Source organism: Pseudomonas sp. TH41 (assembly GCF_016650695.1).
Classification (GTDB): Bacteria; Pseudomonadota; Gammaproteobacteria; order Pseudomonadales; family Pseudomonadaceae; genus Aquipseudomonas.
In genome coordinates this window covers 2638880-2656416 of the sequence record NZ_JAEKFH010000003.1, presented here as the reverse complement: position 1 = coordinate 2656416, position 17537 = coordinate 2638880, and the positions used below count along the sequence as shown (strand labels likewise).

General features: G+C 58.1%; 17 protein-coding genes. 14 read left to right on the top strand and 3 right to left on the bottom strand.

Translation table 11 applies throughout. The annotated features are described in order from the left end of the window. Positions 1–5: 5 nt before the first annotated feature. From JFU37_RS14780 to JFU37_RS30680, 8 genes are all read left to right on the top strand, one after another. Entirely contained in the window at positions 6–524 is a 519-nt protein-coding gene (locus JFU37_RS14780; protein WP_201115970.1) for an RNA polymerase sigma factor, read from the top strand. After that, on the top strand, positions 521–1492 hold the full coding sequence (locus tag JFU37_RS14775; protein WP_201115969.1) for a FecR domain-containing protein: 972 nt from the start codon (positions 521–523) through the stop codon (positions 1490–1492). The genes JFU37_RS14780 and JFU37_RS14775 overlap by 4 nt, the downstream gene beginning before the upstream one ends. Positions 1493–1727: 235 nt before the next feature. Beyond that, complete coding sequence (locus tag JFU37_RS14770; RefSeq protein ID WP_201115968.1) at positions 1728–4163, top strand: TonB-dependent siderophore receptor; 2436 nt, start codon at positions 1728–1730, stop codon at positions 4161–4163. A gap of 72 nt (positions 4164–4235) precedes the next feature. After that, positions 4236–5366: a PepSY-associated TM helix domain-containing protein gene (locus JFU37_RS14765; RefSeq protein ID WP_201115967.1), complete on the top strand. Its 1131-nt coding sequence runs from the start codon at positions 4236–4238 to the stop codon at positions 5364–5366. Further along, positions 5363–5569 (top strand): hypothetical protein, encoded by a 207-nt coding sequence (locus JFU37_RS14760; RefSeq protein ID WP_201115966.1) that lies wholly within the window; start codon positions 5363–5365, stop codon positions 5567–5569. The genes JFU37_RS14765 and JFU37_RS14760 overlap by 4 nt, the downstream gene beginning before the upstream one ends. Positions 5570–5935: 366 nt before the next feature. Next, positions 5936–7237, top strand: coding sequence for an MFS transporter (locus JFU37_RS14755; RefSeq protein WP_201115965.1), 1302 nt, complete (start codon positions 5936–5938; stop codon positions 7235–7237). A 183-nt stretch (positions 7238–7420) separates the two neighbouring features. Beyond that, the gene (locus JFU37_RS14750; protein ID WP_201115964.1) at positions 7421–8050 is read left to right on the top strand and encodes a glutathione S-transferase; all 630 of its coding nucleotides are present in this window, start codon (positions 7421–7423) and stop codon (positions 8048–8050) included. A gap of 200 nt (positions 8051–8250) precedes the next feature. Further along, on the top strand, positions 8251–9105 hold the full coding sequence (locus JFU37_RS30680) for an RHS repeat-associated core domain-containing protein (protein WP_242485732.1): 855 nt from the start codon (positions 8251–8253) through the stop codon (positions 9103–9105). Between the two features lie 88 nt (positions 9106–9193). On the opposite strand, the gene rloA2 is transcribed toward JFU37_RS30680, so the two are convergent. Then, positions 9194–9700, bottom strand: a complete 507-nt coding sequence (gene rloA2, locus JFU37_RS14740; RefSeq protein WP_201115963.1) for a retropepsin-like aspartic peptidase RloA2 — start codon at positions 9698–9700, stop codon at positions 9194–9196. A gap of 290 nt (positions 9701–9990) precedes the next feature. Between rloA2 and JFU37_RS14735 the strand changes: the two genes are divergently transcribed. Next, complete coding sequence (locus tag JFU37_RS14735) at positions 9991–10929, top strand: acyltransferase (RefSeq protein ID WP_201115962.1); 939 nt, start codon at positions 9991–9993, stop codon at positions 10927–10929. Here JFU37_RS14735 and JFU37_RS14730 read toward each other — a convergent pair. Further along, positions 10879–11436, bottom strand: coding sequence for a DUF2780 domain-containing protein (locus JFU37_RS14730; protein WP_201115961.1), 558 nt, complete (start codon positions 11434–11436; stop codon positions 10879–10881). The two genes, JFU37_RS14735 and JFU37_RS14730, sit on opposite strands and share 51 nt — an antisense overlap. A gap of 337 nt (positions 11437–11773) precedes the next feature. On the opposite strand from JFU37_RS14730, the gene JFU37_RS14725 reads away from it, so the two are divergent. The 5 genes from JFU37_RS14725 (at position 11774) to JFU37_RS30670 (ending at position 16203) form a co-directional block, all read left to right on the top strand. Further along, positions 11774–12367 carry a fasciclin domain-containing protein gene (locus tag JFU37_RS14725; RefSeq protein ID WP_201115960.1) on the top strand — a complete coding sequence of 198 codons (594 nt, stop codon included), beginning with the start codon at positions 11774–11776 and terminating at the stop codon, positions 12365–12367. Between the two features lie 54 nt (positions 12368–12421). Next, positions 12422–13066: a sigma-70 family RNA polymerase sigma factor gene (locus JFU37_RS14720; protein ID WP_201115959.1), complete on the top strand. Its 645-nt coding sequence runs from the start codon at positions 12422–12424 to the stop codon at positions 13064–13066. Continuing rightward, positions 13063–13737: an anti-sigma factor gene (locus JFU37_RS14715; protein WP_201115958.1), complete on the top strand. Its 675-nt coding sequence runs from the start codon at positions 13063–13065 to the stop codon at positions 13735–13737. The genes JFU37_RS14720 and JFU37_RS14715 overlap by 4 nt, the downstream gene beginning before the upstream one ends. 182 nt (positions 13738–13919) lie before the next feature. Further along, positions 13920–14984: an RHS repeat-associated core domain-containing protein gene (locus JFU37_RS30675; RefSeq protein WP_242485731.1), complete on the top strand. Its 1065-nt coding sequence runs from the start codon at positions 13920–13922 to the stop codon at positions 14982–14984. Positions 14985–15144: 160 nt separating this feature from the next. After that, a complete protein-coding gene (locus tag JFU37_RS30670; RefSeq protein WP_242485730.1) occupies positions 15145–16203 on the top strand; it encodes an RHS repeat-associated core domain-containing protein in 1059 nt (352 codons plus the stop codon). A gap of 102 nt (positions 16204–16305) precedes the next feature. Here JFU37_RS30670 and fdhA read toward each other — a convergent pair whose 3' ends face one another. After that, entirely contained in the window at positions 16306–17505 is a 1200-nt protein-coding gene (fdhA, locus tag JFU37_RS14700; RefSeq protein WP_201115957.1) for a formaldehyde dehydrogenase, glutathione-independent, read from the bottom strand. Positions 17506–17537 lie beyond the last annotated feature (32 nt).

Genomic DNA, 17537 nt, shown 5'->3' with positions numbered 1-17537 from the left:
GCTGCGTGTCGTCAGTCCAAAGCCCCCACAGTGAACTCGTCGGTGCGTTATATCGTGACCATCGCGGTTGGCTATTGGCTTGGCTGCGACGCAATGTGGCGTGTCCACAGCGGGCCGAAGACCTGAGTCAGGACACTTTCGTACGCTTGCTGGGCCGTGATGAACTGAAAGAGCCGCGTGAACCTCGGGCGTTTCTGGTGGCGATTGCCAAGGGCTTGCTGTTCGACTATTTCCGCCGCGCCGCGCTGGAGCAGGCCTACCTCACCGAATTAATGCTGATCCCCGTCGACGAACACCCGTCGGTGGAAGAACAGCAGCTGATCCTCGAAGACCTCAAAGCCATCGACCGCCTGCTCGGTAAGCTGTCGAGCAAGGCCCGGACTGCGTTTCTGTATAGCCGTCTCGACGGTTTCAGCCACGCCGAAATCGCCGAGCGCCTGGGGGTGTCAGTGCCGCGCGTGCGGCAGTACCTGGCTCAGGGCATTCGTCAGTGCTACATCGCGCTGTACGGTGAGCCGGTATGAGCCCTGTCAGCTCCAAACCGGTGTCGGCACAGGTGCTGGACGCGGCGATTGCCTGGCAATTGTCTCTGGATTCAGCCAACCCGGTGGAGCGGGAAGCCTTCGCCAAATGGCTCGCTGCCCATGAAGAACATGCTCGCGCCTGGCGTCAGCTGGGCCTGCTTGACCAGCGTTTCAGCGTGGCCAGCGGCCCGGCTCGCACGGCCTTGCTGCAATCGCGCGAAAGCATTCGTCGGCGCGTGCGCAAACTGGGCAGCGGCGTGGCCAGCATCGTCGTGGTGATCGGGTTGGCGCTGTTCGCGGGGGATCGTTATCTGCCCATCGACTATTGGCTGGCCGACCAGCGCACCGACACCGGCGAACAGCGCACCTTGCGCCTGAGTGACGGCACGCTAATCAACCTCAACACCCACAGCGCCCTGGATGTGCGATTCGATGAGAAGCAGCGTCGGATCATTCTTCAGGAAGGGGAAATCCTCGTCGAAACCGGCCATGGCGATGCCCGGCCCTTTATCGTCGAAACCCGCGACGGCAGCCTGCGCGCTTTGGGGACGCGATTCCTGGTCAAGCGTGAGGCAGAAGGCACGCGCCTGAGCGTCTTGCAATCCGCCGTGGCCGCCCATCCCGAGTCGAGCCCCGAGGAACAGATTCTGCGCGAAGGCCAGCAAGTGCTGATGCGCAGTAATGGTCTTGGGCCAATCGCTGCACTCGGCTTCGGCGCCGATGCCTGGACGCGCGGCATGCTGGTGGTGGATAACGCGCGGCTGGAAGATTTGATCCACGAACTTGGCCGTTATCGCCGCGGGCATTTGGGCGTTGCCCCAGAAATCGCCGACCTGCGAATCACCGGCAGCTTCCCGTTGCAGGACACCGACAAAGCCCTGAATGCCCTGCTGCCGACTTTGCCAGTGCAGATTGTGCAGCACACGGAGTGGTGGGTCACCGTGGCGAAGGCGGATACCAAGCCCTGATATTTTCTGTGCCTGACACGACGCCTTCGCGGGCAAGCCACGCTCCCACAAGTATTGTGTCCTTCGCAAAATGACCGTTCGACATAAAACCCTGTGGGAGCGTGGCTTGCCCGCGAAGAGGCCATCAGCGCCACCGCAAATGATGAATCTAAATTATTTTCAATCAGCCCTATCACTTTCTGACTTTCGTTCGGCACCTAGGCATTGAGAAGTATTCCCTTTCAGGAGCCGCTGTATGTCCCGTTCGCTAGACACCTTGTTGCGCCCCAGTTTGCTGGCGGTTGCCATTGCCTGTTGCACGCCTTTGGCCAGCACTCAGCTCATTGCCGCTGAACAGGCGTCCACCGTTCGTGCCTACGATCTGCCGGCCGCGCCATTGGCCAGCACGCTGAACCAGATCGCCAGCCAGTCTGGCCTGGCGCTGTCATTGAATCCGTCCTTGGCGGCAGGCAAGTCGTCGGCACCGGTCACAGGCCAGTTCGACGCTGCCGGCGCCTTGCGCGAAGCCTTGCGCGGCACCGGGTTGCAACTGGAACAAAGCAGCGCTGGCACCTACAGCCTGGTGGCCGTGCCCGAGGGTGTTTTGGCCCTGCCGACCACCAGCGTAATCGGCGTGGAAAATACCGAAAGTGCCTGGGGACCGGTGGAAGGCTACGTTGCCAAGCGCACCGCCGCCGGCACCAAGACCGACACCGCACTGGTCGAAGTACCGCGTTCGATTTCGGTCGCCACTCGTGAGCAGATGGACGACCGCAACGTGCATACCCTGGATGATGCCGTGCGCTATATGCCCGGGATCACCGCCAGTAGCTACGGCAGCGATACCCGTGCCGACTGGTTACGCGTGCGCGGGTTTGAGCCGACTCAATTCCTCGACGGTCTGCCGCTGCCAAAGGGCGTGTACGCCAACCCGAAACAGGAAACCTGGAACCTCGAACGCCTCGCCCTGCTGCGCGGTCCGGCGTCGTCGGTGTACGGCCAGACCCCGCCGGGCGGTCTGCTGGACATGGTCAGTCGCCGCCCAAGTGCCGAATCCAGCAATGAAATTCAGCTGCAATACGGCAGCGACAATCATCGCCAGATCAACTTCGCCAGCACTGGCAAGGTCGACGATGAAGGTCAGTTCCTGTACAGCCTCAGTGGTGTCCTGCGGGATGGCGGCACCCAAATCGACCATATCGATGACAAGCGTTACAACATCGCGCCGAGCCTGACCTGGAACATCGACGACGACACTACCCTCACGCTGCTCACGCAATTCACCCGTGACGATACCGGGATTACCAGCCAGTTCTACCCGATTCAGGGCACCAAGATCGACATGCCATTCGGCAAGGTCTCCCACCACAAGAACCTGGGTGATCCGGACTACGACTACTACGACCGCACCTACTACGCGCTGGGTTATGCCTTTGAACATCGCCTGAATGATGTCTGGCAATTCCGGCAAAACCTGCGGTACACCAAGTCGGACCTGTCGTTCCAGGCCGTGACGGTCAACAGCTACTTCCCGGCGATCGGTTTTGTTGTCGACGATGAAGGCAATACCGGGCGAGGCACCACCAATGTGGACGAAGACATCAGTCAGTTCGCTGTGGATAACAACTTCCAGGGCGATTTTTCCACCGGTGATTTGCGCCATACCCTGCTGATCGGGCTGGACCATCAGCGCAACAACACCAACTACACCTCAATCTTCGGTACCGCGCCGAGCATCAACGTCAACCACCCGGTGTATGGCTTGCCAATCACTCGCCCACCGCGCTCCGCTGCCTTCTTCGACTATGACCAGAAAACCCATCAGACCGGTCTGTATCTCCAGGACCAGATGGCCCTCGATCAATGGCGCCTGACCCTGGGTGGCCGTGAGGACTGGGTTCACACCGGCACCACGTTCTTCAATAAAGGCGATGCCACCAACACCGAGCGGGACAAGAACTTCAGCGGCAACGCAGCGATCAGCTACGTATTCGACTCGGGCTTCGTGCCTTATCTGTCTTACGCCGAGTCGTTCCAGCCGACCAGCAACGCCACCGCCACGCCAGATCAATCCTTCAAACCCACGCAAGGCAAGCAGTGGGAACTGGGCATCAAGTACCAGCCGCCGGGCAGCAACACTCTGCTGAGTGCTGCGATCTACGACCTGACCCAGAAAAACGTCTCCGTCACCACCACCGTGGACAACGTCCCGATCACCAGCCAGACCGGCGAAGTGAAAGTGAAGGGCCTGGAACTGGAGGCCGTTTCCGACGTGACCGAGAACCTCAAGGTCATCGCCGCTTACACCCTGGCCAAGTCCGACGTGCAAAAAGGCGATTTCAAAGGCAATCGCCTGCAACTGATGCCGAACCAACAGGCTTCGCTGTGGACCGATTACACCTGGCACAACGGCGTGCTGGACGGTTTCGGCATCGGTGCCGGCGCGCGTTACACCGGCAACACTTACGGCGACCAGGGCAACACCTTTCTGGGCAAAGCCAACGCCTACACCGTGTTCGACGCTGCCGTCCATTACGACCTCGGCCGTCTGGACAACAGCCTGAAAGGCGCCTCGTTGGCGCTGAATGCCACCAACCTGTTTGACAAGGATTACATCTCCACTTGTGACAGTTTCTATTGCTACTACGGCGACCAACGCAGCGTCGTCGCGAGCGCAACTTACAAGTGGTAATGGCTTGACCTGACACGCCCTATGACCCGGCCGCCCTTCGAGGACGGCTTTGGTTTTTCTGAAGGCAATGAAATGAAAAGTAAAACAATTCGTCGCTGGTCGTTCGTCCACACCTGGACCAGCCTGATCTGCACCGTCTTTCTGCTGATGCTGGCGCTGACCGGTTTGCCGTTGATTTTCCACCACGAAATCGACCACTTGCTGGGCGATGTCGCCGAGCTGAAGCAGATGCCGGTGGACACTCCGTCGCTGGATTTACAGCAGCTTGTTCTGGCCGCGCAACTGCATCGTCCGGGTGAGGTCGTGCAGTATTTTGGCTATGACGAAGAAGACCCCAACGGCATCATCGCGATCATGGCGCCCAGCGCTGGGACCGAGCCGAATTCGTCTCACACCTTCATGCTCGACGCTCGCACCGGTGAAGCGCTGGAGATGCCGTCGGCCAATGGCGGTTTCATGATGATCATGCTGCGCCTGCACGTGGACCTGTTTGCCGGTCTGCCAGGCAAGTTGTTGCTGGCCTTCATGGGAATCCTGTTCGTGGTGGCGATCGTTTCCGGAACGGTGTTGTACTTGCCGTTCATGCGCCGATTGAAATTCGCCACCGTGCGCCAGGACAAATCCACCCGCCTGCGCTGGCTCGATCTGCATAACCTGATCGGTGTGGTCACACTGACCTGGGCATTGGTGGTGGGCGTGACGGGCGTCATTAGTGCCTGCGCCGACCTGCTGATCGACGCGTGGCGCAATGACAGCCTGAGCGCGATGATCGCGCCCTACCGCGATGCGCCACCCCTGACGCAACGGGCGCCGGCCACCCGATTGCTCGACATCGCCAAAGAAGTTGCACCCGACATGCAGCCAGACTTCATCGCCTTCCCCGGCACGCGGTTCTCCAGCGAACACCATTACGCCGTGTTCATGAAAGGCAGCACCCACCTGACGTCGCACCTGTTGACGCCGGTGCTGATCGACGCCCTCACCCTGCAAGTCACTGCCGTGGCCGAACGGCCGTGGTACATGGACGCCATGGGCATGTCGCAGCCGCTGCATTTCGGTGATTACGGTGGCATGCCGATGAAGATCCTCTGGGCAACCCTGGATGGGCTGACCATCATCGTGCTCGGCAGTGGGGTTTACCTCTGGGTGGTACGGCGCAAGGCTACAAAACCTGTGCTGGAAAAAGCGCAGGCACTGGCATGAAGCCCCGCCAGTCGAATGCCTGGAATGTCTTCGCCACCCCGATCGTCATCGCCCTGTTCAGCGCAGCGGGATTGTTTGCCGCGTTGCTGGGGGATGGCGTGTGGGACGCCTTGAGCTGGCTTGGCCTCGGCGTCCCTGCTGTCCTCGCCCTGCGCGGCCTGCTGCAACGCCCCTGGTCTAAATCGATACGCGGACTTCTGTAGCAGCTGCCGAGCCTGCGAGGCCTGCTGCAACACCACTGACTTGTAGCAGCTGCCGAGCCTGCGAGGCTGCGTTCGACTGCGTAGCAGTCGTCAATCCTGCAACCGTACTGTTTCAGGCAAACCGTGTTTGCCGGACTGCGGCCGCTGCGCGACCGGACGCAGCCTCGCGGGCTCGGCAGCTGCTACAGAACCCGTCGTCACAGTAGTCATATGACGACCACTTCCCCCACCTGTCACCTCACCCCGCAAAATCCCTGACATATTCATTGACAGTTTTACCCTTGTACTCCTATAAAGGCGCATGTTGTACGACAACCTACAACAAATGATTTACACCAAAAATCCAAAAACAATCATGGTGAAATGATGAAAGTCAAAGGCATCCGCTGGTGGATGGTCGGCCTCGTGACGGCTGGCCTGATGGTTAACTACCTCGCTCGTAATACCTTGTCAGTGGCCGCTCCGACCCTGATGAGCGAAATGAACATCTCCACCGAGCAGTACTCGCACATCGTGGTCGCCTGGCAGGTGTGCTACGCGCTGATGCAACCGGTGGCCGGGTACATCATTGATGCCATTGGCACGAAGATGGGGTTTGCGATTTTCGCGTTCGCCTGGTCGATTGCCTGCGCACTCGCGGCGCTGGCGACGGGTTGGCAAGGGCTGGCGTTTGTCCGGGGCCTGCTCGGATTGACCGAAGCCGCGGGGCTGCCGGCGGCGGTCAAAGCCTCTACCGAATGGTTTCCGGCCAAGGAGCGTTCGGTCGCCATCGGCTGGTTCAACATCGGTTCCTCGATTGGCGCACTGCTGGCGCCGCCACTGGTGGTCTGGGCGATTCTGCACAGCGGCTGGGAACTGGCGTTCCTGATCGTCGGCGGTCTGGGCGTAGCCTGGAGTTTCCTGTGGGTGATCCTCTACAAGCATCCGCGCGACCAAAAGCGCCTGAGCGAAGAAGAACGGGATTACATCCTCAACGGCCAGGAAGAACACTTCAAAGACCCAACGGCCCAAAAAGGCAGCTGGAAAAAGATCATCGGCAGCCGAAATTTCTACGCCATCGCCAGCGCCCGGATGCTCTCCGAACCTGCCTGGCAGACCTTCAACGCGTGGATTCCGCTGTACCTGATGACGGAACGGCACATGAACATCAAAGAGATCGCGATGTTTGCCTGGCTGCCGTTTCTCGCCGCCGACCTTGGCTGCGTACTCGGCGGTTATTTAAGCCCGCTGTTCCACAAGCACCTGAAAGTATCGTTGTTCACTTCGCGCAAAATGGTCCTGCTGTTCGGCGCCTCGTGCATGATCGGCCCGGCCTGCATCGGCCTGGTAGCCAGCCCGTACACCGCCATTGCGCTGTTGTGCATCGGTGGTTTCGCCCACCAGACATTGTCCGGCGCGCTGTATGCGATCACCTCCGACTCGTTCGGCAAAAATGAAGTGGCCACCGCCACGGGCATGGGCGGAATGTTCGGCTACCTCGGCGCCGCCGCTTTCACCCTGGTGTTCGGTGTGATGGTGACCAAGATCGGCTACAGCCCGTTGTTCGTGGTGCTGGCGATTTTCGACATCGTCGCCGCGTTCATCGTCTGGACCGTCGCCCGTGAACTGAAGTCTCAGGCGGTTCCAGGTCCTCAATCCGGACAGCAAACGCTGCAACCCGTCAGCTAAAACGCAAAAAAATGTGGGAGCGAGCCTGCTCGCGAAGAGGCCGTCACCTTCAACATCAATGTTGATTGAGACACCGCTTTCGCGAGCAGGCTCGCTCCCACAGGGTTCAGGGTTTATTTGCCATCTTGAGCTCTCGCATCAACGCGCTATGCTGCCGACACTGTTATCGACCGAGACGCCGCCATGTCCACCCCGAGCATGACCCTGTACCACAACTCACTCTCGCCTTTCGTTCGCAAAGTCATGGTGCTGTTGCACGAAACCGGTCAACAGGACCGCGTCGCCCTGCAAAACTGCGTACTCACACCGGTCGACCCGGACCAGACGCTGATCGACGATAACCCGCTGAGCAAAATCCCCGCCCTGCGCCTGGCTGATGGCAGCGTCATCCATGACAGCCGCGTGATCCTCGATTACCTTGATCACCAGCACGTCGGTAACCCGCTGATCCCCCGCGAAGGCTCCGCCCGCTGGCGCCGTCTGACCCTGGCCTCCCTGGCCGACGGGATCATGGATGCCTCAGTGATGGTGCGTTACGAAGTCGTCCTGCGCGCCCCGGAGAAACAGTGGGACCAATGGCTCGACGGCCAGCGTGACAAGATCCGCCGTGCCCTGGCACTGCTGGAGAAAGACGCGATTGCCGAGCTGACCAGCCATTTCGACGTGGCGGCAATTAGCGTCGCCTGTGCGCTGGGTTACCTGGATTTGCGCCATCCGGATCTGGCATGGCGTGACGCAAATCCGCAGCTGGCAGCGTGGTATTTCGAGGTGAGTCAACGACCTTCGATGCTGGCGACGATGCCGAAAGTTTAGATCTTCGCAGGTTTACCGGCCTGAAAAGATCGCAGCCTTCGGCAGCTCCTACATTGGAATGTGTACACCTGTAGGAGCTGCCGAAGGCTGCGATCTTTTGATTCAGCGCAACAACCCTATCAGTTCTGATAGTAGGCAAAGACTGAGAAAACTCCGATGCTGAGGGTCCGGCTTTATGGATCTTGCTCGGAGCTCAGCCAATGCCTACCCATTCAAGCAAAACAATCCTCCTGGCAACCGATCAACAGCGCTCGGTGTTGATCGCCCTCGACGCAAATCGACCTCATCCGATCGCCTACACGCCCTATGGTCATCGACCACGCGAAAACGGCTTGCTCAGCCTGCTTGGGTTTAACGGCGAGCAGCCGGATTCGGTGACCGGGCACTATCATTTGGGGAATGGGTATCGGCAGTTCAACCCGGTGTTGATGCGGTTTAACAGCCCGGACAGTTGGAGTCCGTTTGGGGAGGGTGGGTTGAATGCGTATGGGTATTGTGGGGGGGATCCAAGGAATCGAGTAGATCCGACTGGGCATTTTTGGGGAATAGGGAAATTTTTCAGGCAGCTATTTGGCATGAAGCCAAAAATCCCTCAGACAAAAACTGCAGTATCAAAAACTGTCGCAATGGGAACTAAGCCTAAGGCTAATCAACACGTACCATTGCGCCAAGAACCTTCTAAGGTCGACATAAAAAAATTCACACAACAAGAGATCAACGCGCAAGCATCAGAGTTTCAGAGAATCGAACAAACAAATAGATGGAATGAGCTAGCTCCTCCCAATCATCCATCGCAGTCCATTCCACAACCAGGAAGGCGTGCTTCCATTTCTTCGCACCCAGAGGAAAGTATTTTTTCTTCACACCCGCTTGGCCCGCTTCAATATGACAACTATCTAAATAACGCAATGGGCAGCGCAACCACTGCCCCTATCGATGAGCTTCTCACTAACCACACCTGGCTAACTGAAACTCCCGGACCATCCCGCCTAGCAGAAAAAACCAACTACACACTAAACAAGATAAGGAAAAACATAGACCGCCAGCTTACCTAGCCAATTGAGGCCTTAAATATTAATAAGACGAATAAGGCGGAATCCGGGTATCAATTTACGGAGGTGAAACCCATATCCGCCAAAACCCTCAACAATCCGGCTTATCCGCCGTAAACCGTCGAGCCGGATTCACCGCCGCGCCAAACTCGCGCAACGCCTTGGCACCTATCAATAGCGGGTAATTAAAACTACTGCGATCCGTCAGGTTGACCTCGACCGTGCGCTTGACGTTGCCCAGGCACAGTTCCAGATCGACCACCGGACGCTTGGTGGGCGCGATGACCTCGCTGTCATCCTCTTCTTCTTCGGAGCGGGTCTTGATCTTGCTGATCCGTGCGACCTTGTGTTCGTAGACCTTATTGCTGGCGTCCTTGGTGCCGAGGCGGAAACGTACCCAGTTCTCGCCGTCGCGGGTGAAGGTTTCGATGTCTTTGGCCGACAGCGACGCGGTCAGGGCGCCGGTGTCCATTTTGGCCTTGAGCACTTCGCCGCCGATTTCCGGCAACGCGATGTATTCGTAGCGCCCGTACAGGGTCGGCTCGGCGGCCATGATGGGCAAGGCTACGAGGGAAAGCAGTGCAAGAAGGGATTTCACGTAATGGGCATCCTTGGGAAATGGGCAGCGGAATTTTAGACCGTTGCCTTCGAATTCGTTCGGCGAAAATGAAGATCAGAAAACCGCAGCCTTGTAGGAGCTGCCGAAGGCTGCGATCTCTTGATCTTGCTTTTCAGAATCAAGATCAAGAGATCGCAGCCTTCGGCAGCTCCTACCGGTATGGCTTTTCCAGCATAGCGCTGCAGAAGTGAAACATTCGTCACCACCGATTTGGCCTGCTGCCTGAAGCTGCTTATCATGGCGCGCCCAAATGCTTACAAGAGTTACTTATGCGCCGCCTGCTCACCGGCTGTTTCGTTACCCTGCTGCTGTTGCTCAATACTCTGGTCCTGTTCGGGCCGTTGATGGTGTTTGCCTTGCTCAAACTGGTCCTGCCCGGTCGTTTCCGGGATTACGCCTCGTGGACAGTGATGTGGATCGCCGAGACCTGGGCCGAAATCGACAAGCTGATCTTCCGCCTGTGCATCCCCACGCAATGGGACATCCGCCGCGGCGATGACTTGCGCTGCGACACGTCGTATCTGGTGATCAGCAACCATCAATCCTGGGTCGACATTCCGGCGTTGATCCAGACCCTCAACCGGCGCACGCCGTTCTTCAAATTCTTCCTCAAGAAAGAGCTGATCTGGGTGCCGTTCCTGGGCCTGGCCTGGTGGGCACTGGACTATCCGTTCATGAAGCGCTACACCAAGGCGTTTCTGGCGAAGCATCCCAAATGGGCGGGCAAGGATCTGGAGATCACCAAAGAGGCCTGCGAGTTGTTCAAGCGTCAACCGGTGACGGTGGTCAACTACCTGGAAGGCACCCGGTTCACTGCGGCGAAAAGCGTTCAGCAGCAATCACCGTTTACTCACTTGCTCAAGCCCAAGGCCGGTGGCGTAGCGTTTGTGCTGGCGGCAATGGGTGAACAGCTGGACGCCATCCTTGATGTGACGGTGGTGTATCCGCAACAGCAGATTCCGGGGTTCTGGGATTTGCTCAGCGGCAATGTGCCGAGGATCATCATCGACATCAAGACTCGCGAACTCGACCCGGCACTGTGGCAGGGCGATTATGAAAACGACCCGGTGTTTCGCGAAACCATCCAGAACTGGGTCAACCAGCTCTGGATCGAGAAGGACCAGCGCATCGACGCGTTGCGCGCCGAAGTCATTGAATCAGCTGCCGGTACCGGCGCCCCAGATTCCGCCAAGGTTTTCCAGCAGTGAACCGCCAAGGCCCTGATCGCCGAGGTATTTGAGGATCACCGGGGCAAACTGGCCGACCATGCTGTCGTCCATGCCCAGAGCGCCGAACGCGCTGTCCAGGTCACTGGTGTTTTTCACGTTGCCCAGTGCGTTCTCCAGGCCAGTCGACTGGCCGGACGATCCGAGCAAACCGCTGAGTGCCCCCAATTGACCGACCCCCGACAGCATGTCCAGCCCCGGCACGTTTTTGGCCAATTGCGAGTAGTCAGTGGAGCTCAATTGATTCTTCGCCAGGCCCAGCATCGCCCCGGTGCCGCCAATGGCCTGCTCTGGAGTGATGTTCAGTTGCGAGGTCAGCACATCGAGCAGACCTGCCGTTTCCGAGGTGGGTGCGGCGGTTGTTGCTGCGTTGCCGCCCTGCATACTCGAGGCTGCCTTGGTCACATCGTCCAGGCTGAAACCGGCGAAGACCGGGCTGGCCGCCAGACTCATCAGCGAAGCCAGTGCAAAACCGCGTGAAATCTTCATCCAGACATCCTCTTGTGTCATGAAAACCGCCCATCGATGGGCGGCGAAAAAACTGTCCGTTGGACTGGTATCCCGGGGGATTGTTCCCAACCCCTGTAGGAGCTGCCGAAGGCTGCGATCTTTTGATCTTTAGAGCCTTCACTCCCGCTAACAATCAAAATCAAGATCAAAAGATCGCAGGCTGCGCCAGCTCCTACAGGGTCAAGTGTTGTGCCAGGCCCGCCAAAACGAGCAATCAAAAGAATTTTTCCTCTGCTGCATCCGGTCTAGTCCCCGCCACGTATATCAAGCACGGACAGACATTCCTGGCCGATTCTCCCCACAAAGGATCATCACCATGAAACGCACTTCGATCAAAACCCCGTTGATTGCCAGCCTGCTGACCCTGGCCCTTGGCGGCGGATTCGCCCTGAACACCGTGCAAGCGGCAACCCTGAGCCACGACACCGTCATGGTCGGCGGCCAAACCATGCTGCCGAGCAAGGACATCGTCGATAACGCGGTGAACTCCTCCGACCACACCACACTGGTGGCAGCGGTGAAAGCGGCCGGCCTGGTCGACACCCTCAAGGGCAAAGGCCCATTCACTGTATTTGCCCCGGTCAACTCGGCCTTCGCCGCCCTGCCCGCTGGCACCGTCGATACCCTGCTGAAGCCGGAAAACAAAGCCACCCTGACCAAAATCCTCACGTACCACGTGGTCGCCGGGAAACTCGACATGATGACCCTGGCCGAGAAGATCAAGGCCGGTGGCGGCAAGACCGAACTCACCACCGTCGCGGGCGGCAAGCTGTGGGCGATGATGAACGGCCCGCATAACATCACCATCAAGGATGAAAAAGGTGACGTCGCCGACATCACCACCTACGACGTGTACCAGTCCAACGGCGTGATTCAGGTCATCGACAAAGTGTTGATGCCAAAAAGCTGAGCAATGCCGTCGCCCTCGCACAGCGGGGGCGACGGTGTTCCGAGGTGTCCACCCGTGAATGGAACAACGGCGCGCCGTGAACTAACCTCTGCCTGCAACCGGCACCGCACGCCGCCTACCGTCACTGCCTCGACTGCCAGGAGAACCCTTATTTCCATCGCCGACGCCGATCAGCTCAGGCAGCTTCTGGCCCAGTGCTCACTGGGCGACCGCCGCGCTTTCGAGACGCTTTACCGCAGCGTCGGCCCGCGCTTGCATGGCGTGGCTCTGCGTTTCATGGGACGTTCGGATCTGGCGGAAGAAGTGCTGCAGGAAAGCTTCGTGCGCATCTGGAATAACGCCTCGCGCTACGAATCGCATCTGTCGGCGCCGCTGACGTGGATGATCAACATCACCCGCAACCAAGCCATCGATCAATTGCGCAAACACCGCGACCGGCCGCTGACCGATCTCGAAGAACAGGCGCTGGAGGATGAAAGTCCCTCGGCCGACGAACAATTAAGCAGTGCCCGCGAGGCCAGTGCCTTGAACCGCTGCCTGGAAAGCCTCGAAGGCATGCAGCGTCAATCGATCACCGTCGCCTACTTTCAGGGGTTGTCGTGCTCCGAACTGGCCGAACACCTGGCCGCGCCGCTGGGCTCGGTGAAATCCTGGATCCGTCGCGGCATGGAGCGCCTGCGCAGGTGCCTTGAATCATGAACTATCAAACCCCGACCCTGCGCCGCGCCCTCGCCGCCGACTACGCCATTGGCTTGATGCCCTCTGCCGCGCGTCGACGTTTTGAACAGCTGTTACTGGAAGACGCGGCGCTTCGTGTGGAACTGGCGCAGTGGCAGGAAAGCCTCGCCAGCCTGACCGAGGCGCTGCCCGAGCAACCGGTGCCGGATCGCGTGTGGCAAGGGATTGCTGCGCGGATAGAACCGCAAATGCTGCACGTACCTGAGAAACGTCCATTCTGGAACTGGTTGCGGCTGACGGCGGCGGTGTGTTCGCTGGTGGTCGCGGTGGCCTTGGGCGTGATCTACAACCGCGACAACGCCCGTTACAGCGCCACGCTGCTCAGCGCCGACGCACAGCCTGCGCTGAAGGTCGAAGCGCACGAGGATTATCTGAAAGTCGAAGCGCTGGCGCTGGCCGCGGTTGATCAGGGGCGCAGTCTGGAATTGTGGGCCATTCCGGCGGACGGTAAACCGATTTCCCTCGGGGTGATTCCGGTGGGCGGCAGTGGCAAGGTTGAGCTGAGCGATACGCAGAAAGCGCTGATCGGCAAACCGATTGCGCTGGCGGTCAGTCTTGAACCGAAGGGGGGATCGCCAACCGGGCAACCGACGGGGCCGGTGTTGTATCAAGGTGCGCTGGCAGCTCTGTAATCGATTTTAGCCAGGGAACGAAAACCACCCTTTTTAGCAGCAGGCTTCGCCAGCTGCTACGGATTGCGTTGCGGCTTAAGCTTGCCCCCTCACCCGCCCCTATCAGTTCTGATAGTAGCCAGCCCCGCCCGATTACCTCACAGTGAAACCCTGAACCAAAGGATTTTCAGGGAGCCCAGCCCATGCAGTCCAACCGCGAAACGCTGCTCTGTCACTATCTCTACGATCCGCTGGATCGGCTAACCGCTTGTACGCCTTCAAAGGAGGCAAGCACTCAGCGCTTCTACCTCAAGGATCGCCTCGCCACCGAGGTGCAAGGCGCGGTGCAGCGCTCGATCATGCAGCACGACGATCAATTGTTGGCGCAGCAAGAACGCCAGAGCGACACCGTGGAAACCCGTCTGCTCGCCACCGACCAGCAACGCTCCGTGTTGAACGTAATTGATGCAACCCGAACTCATTTCCTCGCCTACATACCCTATGGTCATCGCCCACCAGAGAACGGCTTGCTCAGCCTCCTCGGCTTCAACGGCGAACGTCCGGATCCGGTGACGGAGCATTATTTGCTGGGTAATGGCTATCGAGCGTTTAACCCGGCGTTGATGCGGTTTAACAGCCCGGACAGTTGGAGTCCGTTTGGGGCGGGGGGCGTGAATGCGTATGCGTATTGCAAGGGGGATCCGGTGAATCGGAGCGATCCAACGGGGCATGTTCCACCATTTTTTGCAAAGCTGTTTGGCGCCTCCAATGCGGTTAATGTTCCGGTCACACGGCCCTCCCTTCTAAGTAGTACGCCTCTCTTCCCCCCGACTAACACCAATTCGGGTTTTCTCAAGGGTATTTGGACAACTACCAAGCAATCACTACGACGAAATTCGGCACCTTCGATCGAACCAATATCGTCTGCAAGACATCATGTCGACCAAGTGGTTAGTAACGTTGCTGACCCTCAACCGTTCGTTCAAAGACTTGGATCAGTCAATGCAAATTTAGCCAGTCATGGGAATGGCACGCTAACGATGGAGCACGCCTTGCGTTATGAACAACTCGTCACGAAAGTGAGTTCCGGGGAACTCAGTAACACTGGCGCTCACGCTGCTTCCGCATCTATGTGGGCCGAAAAATACGTTACAGACCGAAGACCCAGCGGCGTCGTCGGCGTTGTTTTCAATGGCCTTGGAGGGACTCTGTTGAGCGGAGTACAGGATCATGCCCTGCAAAAAACGGGTAAGGCATTACGCCAATAATTGAGCATTTCCACGTCCTGCCTGGGAGTGCCACCCATGAGGCTCCGCGTCACGTCCGCTTCCCGATCCGCTCATCCCTATCAGTTCTGTAGTACCCAGACCCAGATCATTACGCCACAGTAAAATCCTGAACCGACGCACATCTCAGGGAACCCGTCCCATGCACCCCAACCACGAAACCTTGCTCTGCCGCTATCGCTACGACCCGCTGGATCGACTGGTTGATTGCGAACCGTCAGAACGAGCCAAAATCTGGCACTTCTACCTGAAAGATCGTCTCGCCACCGAGATTCAGGGCGCGGTGCAGCGTTCGATCATGCAGCACGACGATCAACTGCTGGCGCAACAACAGCGCCAGAGCGGCACCGTGGAAACCCGCCTGCTCGCCACCGACCAGCAACGCTCGGTGTTGAAAGTGATCGACGCAACCCGAACTCATTTCCTTGCCTACACACCCTACGGTCATCGCCCACCAGAAAACGGCTTGCTCAGCCTGCTCGGCTTCAACGGCGAATGGCCGGACCCGGTGACGGGGTGTTATTTGTTGGGGAATGGCTATCGAGCGTTTAACCCGGTGTTGATGCGGTTTAACAGCCCAGACAGTTGGAGTCCGTTTGGGGAGGGTGGGTTGAATGCGTATGCGTATTGCGTGGGGGATCCTATCAATCGACGAGATCGCAACGGCCATACGCCGGTTTTTCTAAAATCCTTCCTACGCGGGGCGGGAATAATGAAATCGTCTCCTAAAGTTAAAAATATTGCTGGAGTTATAGATCCCGCACAAAAAACTATAAGTACCGCACTATCTCAATACCCGGCGTTCAGCCTGAGTGATAAAAAATCTAATTTCCTTGGATTTCACGGCACAAGCATGGAAAAGGCAACCAACATGTTAAGCACAGGAGTTCATGACAGCAGTAACTCCTTCTTTATAACCAATACATTTGAGGGAGCACAAAGCTACGCCAACCTCCACAAAAAAGGAGCAGTGGTTGCTGTTTATACTGATGATTTCGATATGACTTACTCGAACTCTGCACGTGGAACGGCGAAGGCAGGCACGATACAGATAGAGCAAGTAAAAATTTCAAAAGCAGCACACACCTCTTTAAAGTTCGAAATTACAAACAGCGGATACGTAAGCTCAAACCTCAACCGATTCATGTCAGAACAAGAATCTATTAGCCACGGGATCATGCAATTCAGAAAGCAACTATAGAGCAAATTATTAGGCGAAAAAATGAGCTGAAACTCTCGTAACACTAAAACTCACACCTAAAGAGGGCGACATTAAGTCGCCCTCCTATTGACTCAAACAAAACTACGCCGCACTAAACAACTTATGCGGATCAATCACAAACTTCTTCGGCACGCCCGCATCAAACTCGCCATACCCACGTGGCGCGTCATCCAGGCTGATGACTTCCACGCCAACGATGTCAGCAATATGAATGCGGTCCCACATAATCGCCTGCATCAACTGGCGGTTGTACTTCATCACAGGCGTCTGGCCAGTGTGGAAGCTGTGGGATTTGGCCCAGCCCAGACCGAAGCGAATGCTCAGGCTTCCCATTTTCGCGGCGGCATCCACAGCACCTGGATCTTCAGTCACGTACAGGCCAGGGATACCGATTTTTCCCGCCACACGGACCACGCCCATCAACGAGTTGAGCACAGTGGCCGGAGCTTCGTGTTTCACCCCGTCATGGCCGTGACCGCGTGCTTCGAAGCCCACGGCGTCGACGGCGCAATCCACTTCGGGTTCGCCCAGCAGTGCGGCGATTTGTTCGTGCAGCGGGGTGTCCAGGGACAGGTCGGCGATTTCGAAACCTTGGGCCTTGGCGTGTGCCAGGCGGACGGTGTTGACGTCGCCGATGATCACCACGGCTGCGCCCAGTAAGCGAGCGGAAGCGGCAGCCGCCAGACCGACCGGGCCGGCGCCAGCGATGTACACGGTGCTGCCTGGGCCAACTCCAGCCGTCACTGCGCCGTGGTAACCGGTCGGCAGGATGTCGGAGAGGCAGGTCAGGTCACGGATTTTTTCCATGGCGCGATCGCGATCCGGCAGTTTCAGCAGGTTGAAGTCAGCGTACGGCACCATCGCGTATTCAGCCTGGCCGCCGGTCCAGTCGCCCATGTCGACATAACCGTAGGCACCGCCCGGACGCGCCGGGTTAACACTGAGGCAGACGCCGGTGTGCATTTCCTTGCAGGAACGGCAGCGCCCGCAAGCGACGTTGAACGGCACCGATACCAGGTCGCCGATCTGCAGGTTTTCGACGTCGCGGCCCTTCTCGATCACTTCACCGGTGATTTCGTGGCCCAGTACCAGGCCGGTTTGAGCAGTGGTACGGCCACGCACCATGTGCTGGTCGGAACCACAGATGTTGGTGGACACCACGCGCAGGATGACAGCGTGTTCGATCTTCCTGCCGCGCGGGTCCTGCATTTTGGGATAGTCGATTTTCTGTACTTCGACCTGGCCATTGCCGAGATACACGACACCACGATTACCAGACATGCTTTCACCTCGCTGTTGTTTTTATGTAGCGG

Excerpts from the sequence above, each read along its gene's own strand:
- JFU37_RS14775 (WP_201115969.1), top strand. The coding sequence starts at position 521 with ATGAGCCCTGTCAGCTCCAAACCGGTGTCGGCACAGGTGCTGGACGCG.
- JFU37_RS14770 (WP_201115968.1), top strand. The coding sequence starts at position 1,728 with ATGTCCCGTTCGCTAGACACCTTGTTGCGCCCCAGTTTGCTGGCGGTT.
- JFU37_RS14765 (WP_201115967.1), top strand. The coding sequence starts at position 4,236 with ATGAAAAGTAAAACAATTCGTCGCTGGTCGTTCGTCCACACCTGGACC.
- JFU37_RS14760 (WP_201115966.1), top strand. The coding sequence starts at position 5,363 with ATGAAGCCCCGCCAGTCGAATGCCTGGAATGTCTTCGCCACCCCGATC.
- JFU37_RS14755 (WP_201115965.1), top strand. The coding sequence starts at position 5,936 with ATGAAAGTCAAAGGCATCCGCTGGTGGATGGTCGGCCTCGTGACGGCT.
- JFU37_RS14750 (WP_201115964.1), top strand. The coding sequence starts at position 7,421 with ATGTCCACCCCGAGCATGACCCTGTACCACAACTCACTCTCGCCTTTC.
- JFU37_RS30680 (WP_242485732.1), top strand. The coding sequence starts at position 8,251 with ATGCCTACCCATTCAAGCAAAACAATCCTCCTGGCAACCGATCAACAG.
- JFU37_RS14735 (WP_201115962.1), top strand. The coding sequence starts at position 9,991 with ATGCGCCGCCTGCTCACCGGCTGTTTCGTTACCCTGCTGCTGTTGCTC.
- JFU37_RS14730 (WP_201115961.1), bottom strand. The coding sequence starts at position 11,436 with ATGAAGATTTCACGCGGTTTTGCACTGGCTTCGCTGATGAGTCTGGCG.
- JFU37_RS14725 (WP_201115960.1), top strand. The coding sequence starts at position 11,774 with ATGAAACGCACTTCGATCAAAACCCCGTTGATTGCCAGCCTGCTGACC.
- JFU37_RS14715 (WP_201115958.1), top strand. The coding sequence starts at position 13,063 with ATGAACTATCAAACCCCGACCCTGCGCCGCGCCCTCGCCGCCGACTAC.
- JFU37_RS30675 (WP_242485731.1), top strand. The coding sequence starts at position 13,920 with ATGCAGTCCAACCGCGAAACGCTGCTCTGTCACTATCTCTACGATCCG.
- JFU37_RS30670 (WP_242485730.1), top strand. The coding sequence starts at position 15,145 with ATGCACCCCAACCACGAAACCTTGCTCTGCCGCTATCGCTACGACCCG.
- fdhA (WP_201115957.1), bottom strand. The coding sequence starts at position 17,505 with ATGTCTGGTAATCGTGGTGTCGTGTATCTCGGCAATGGCCAGGTCGAA.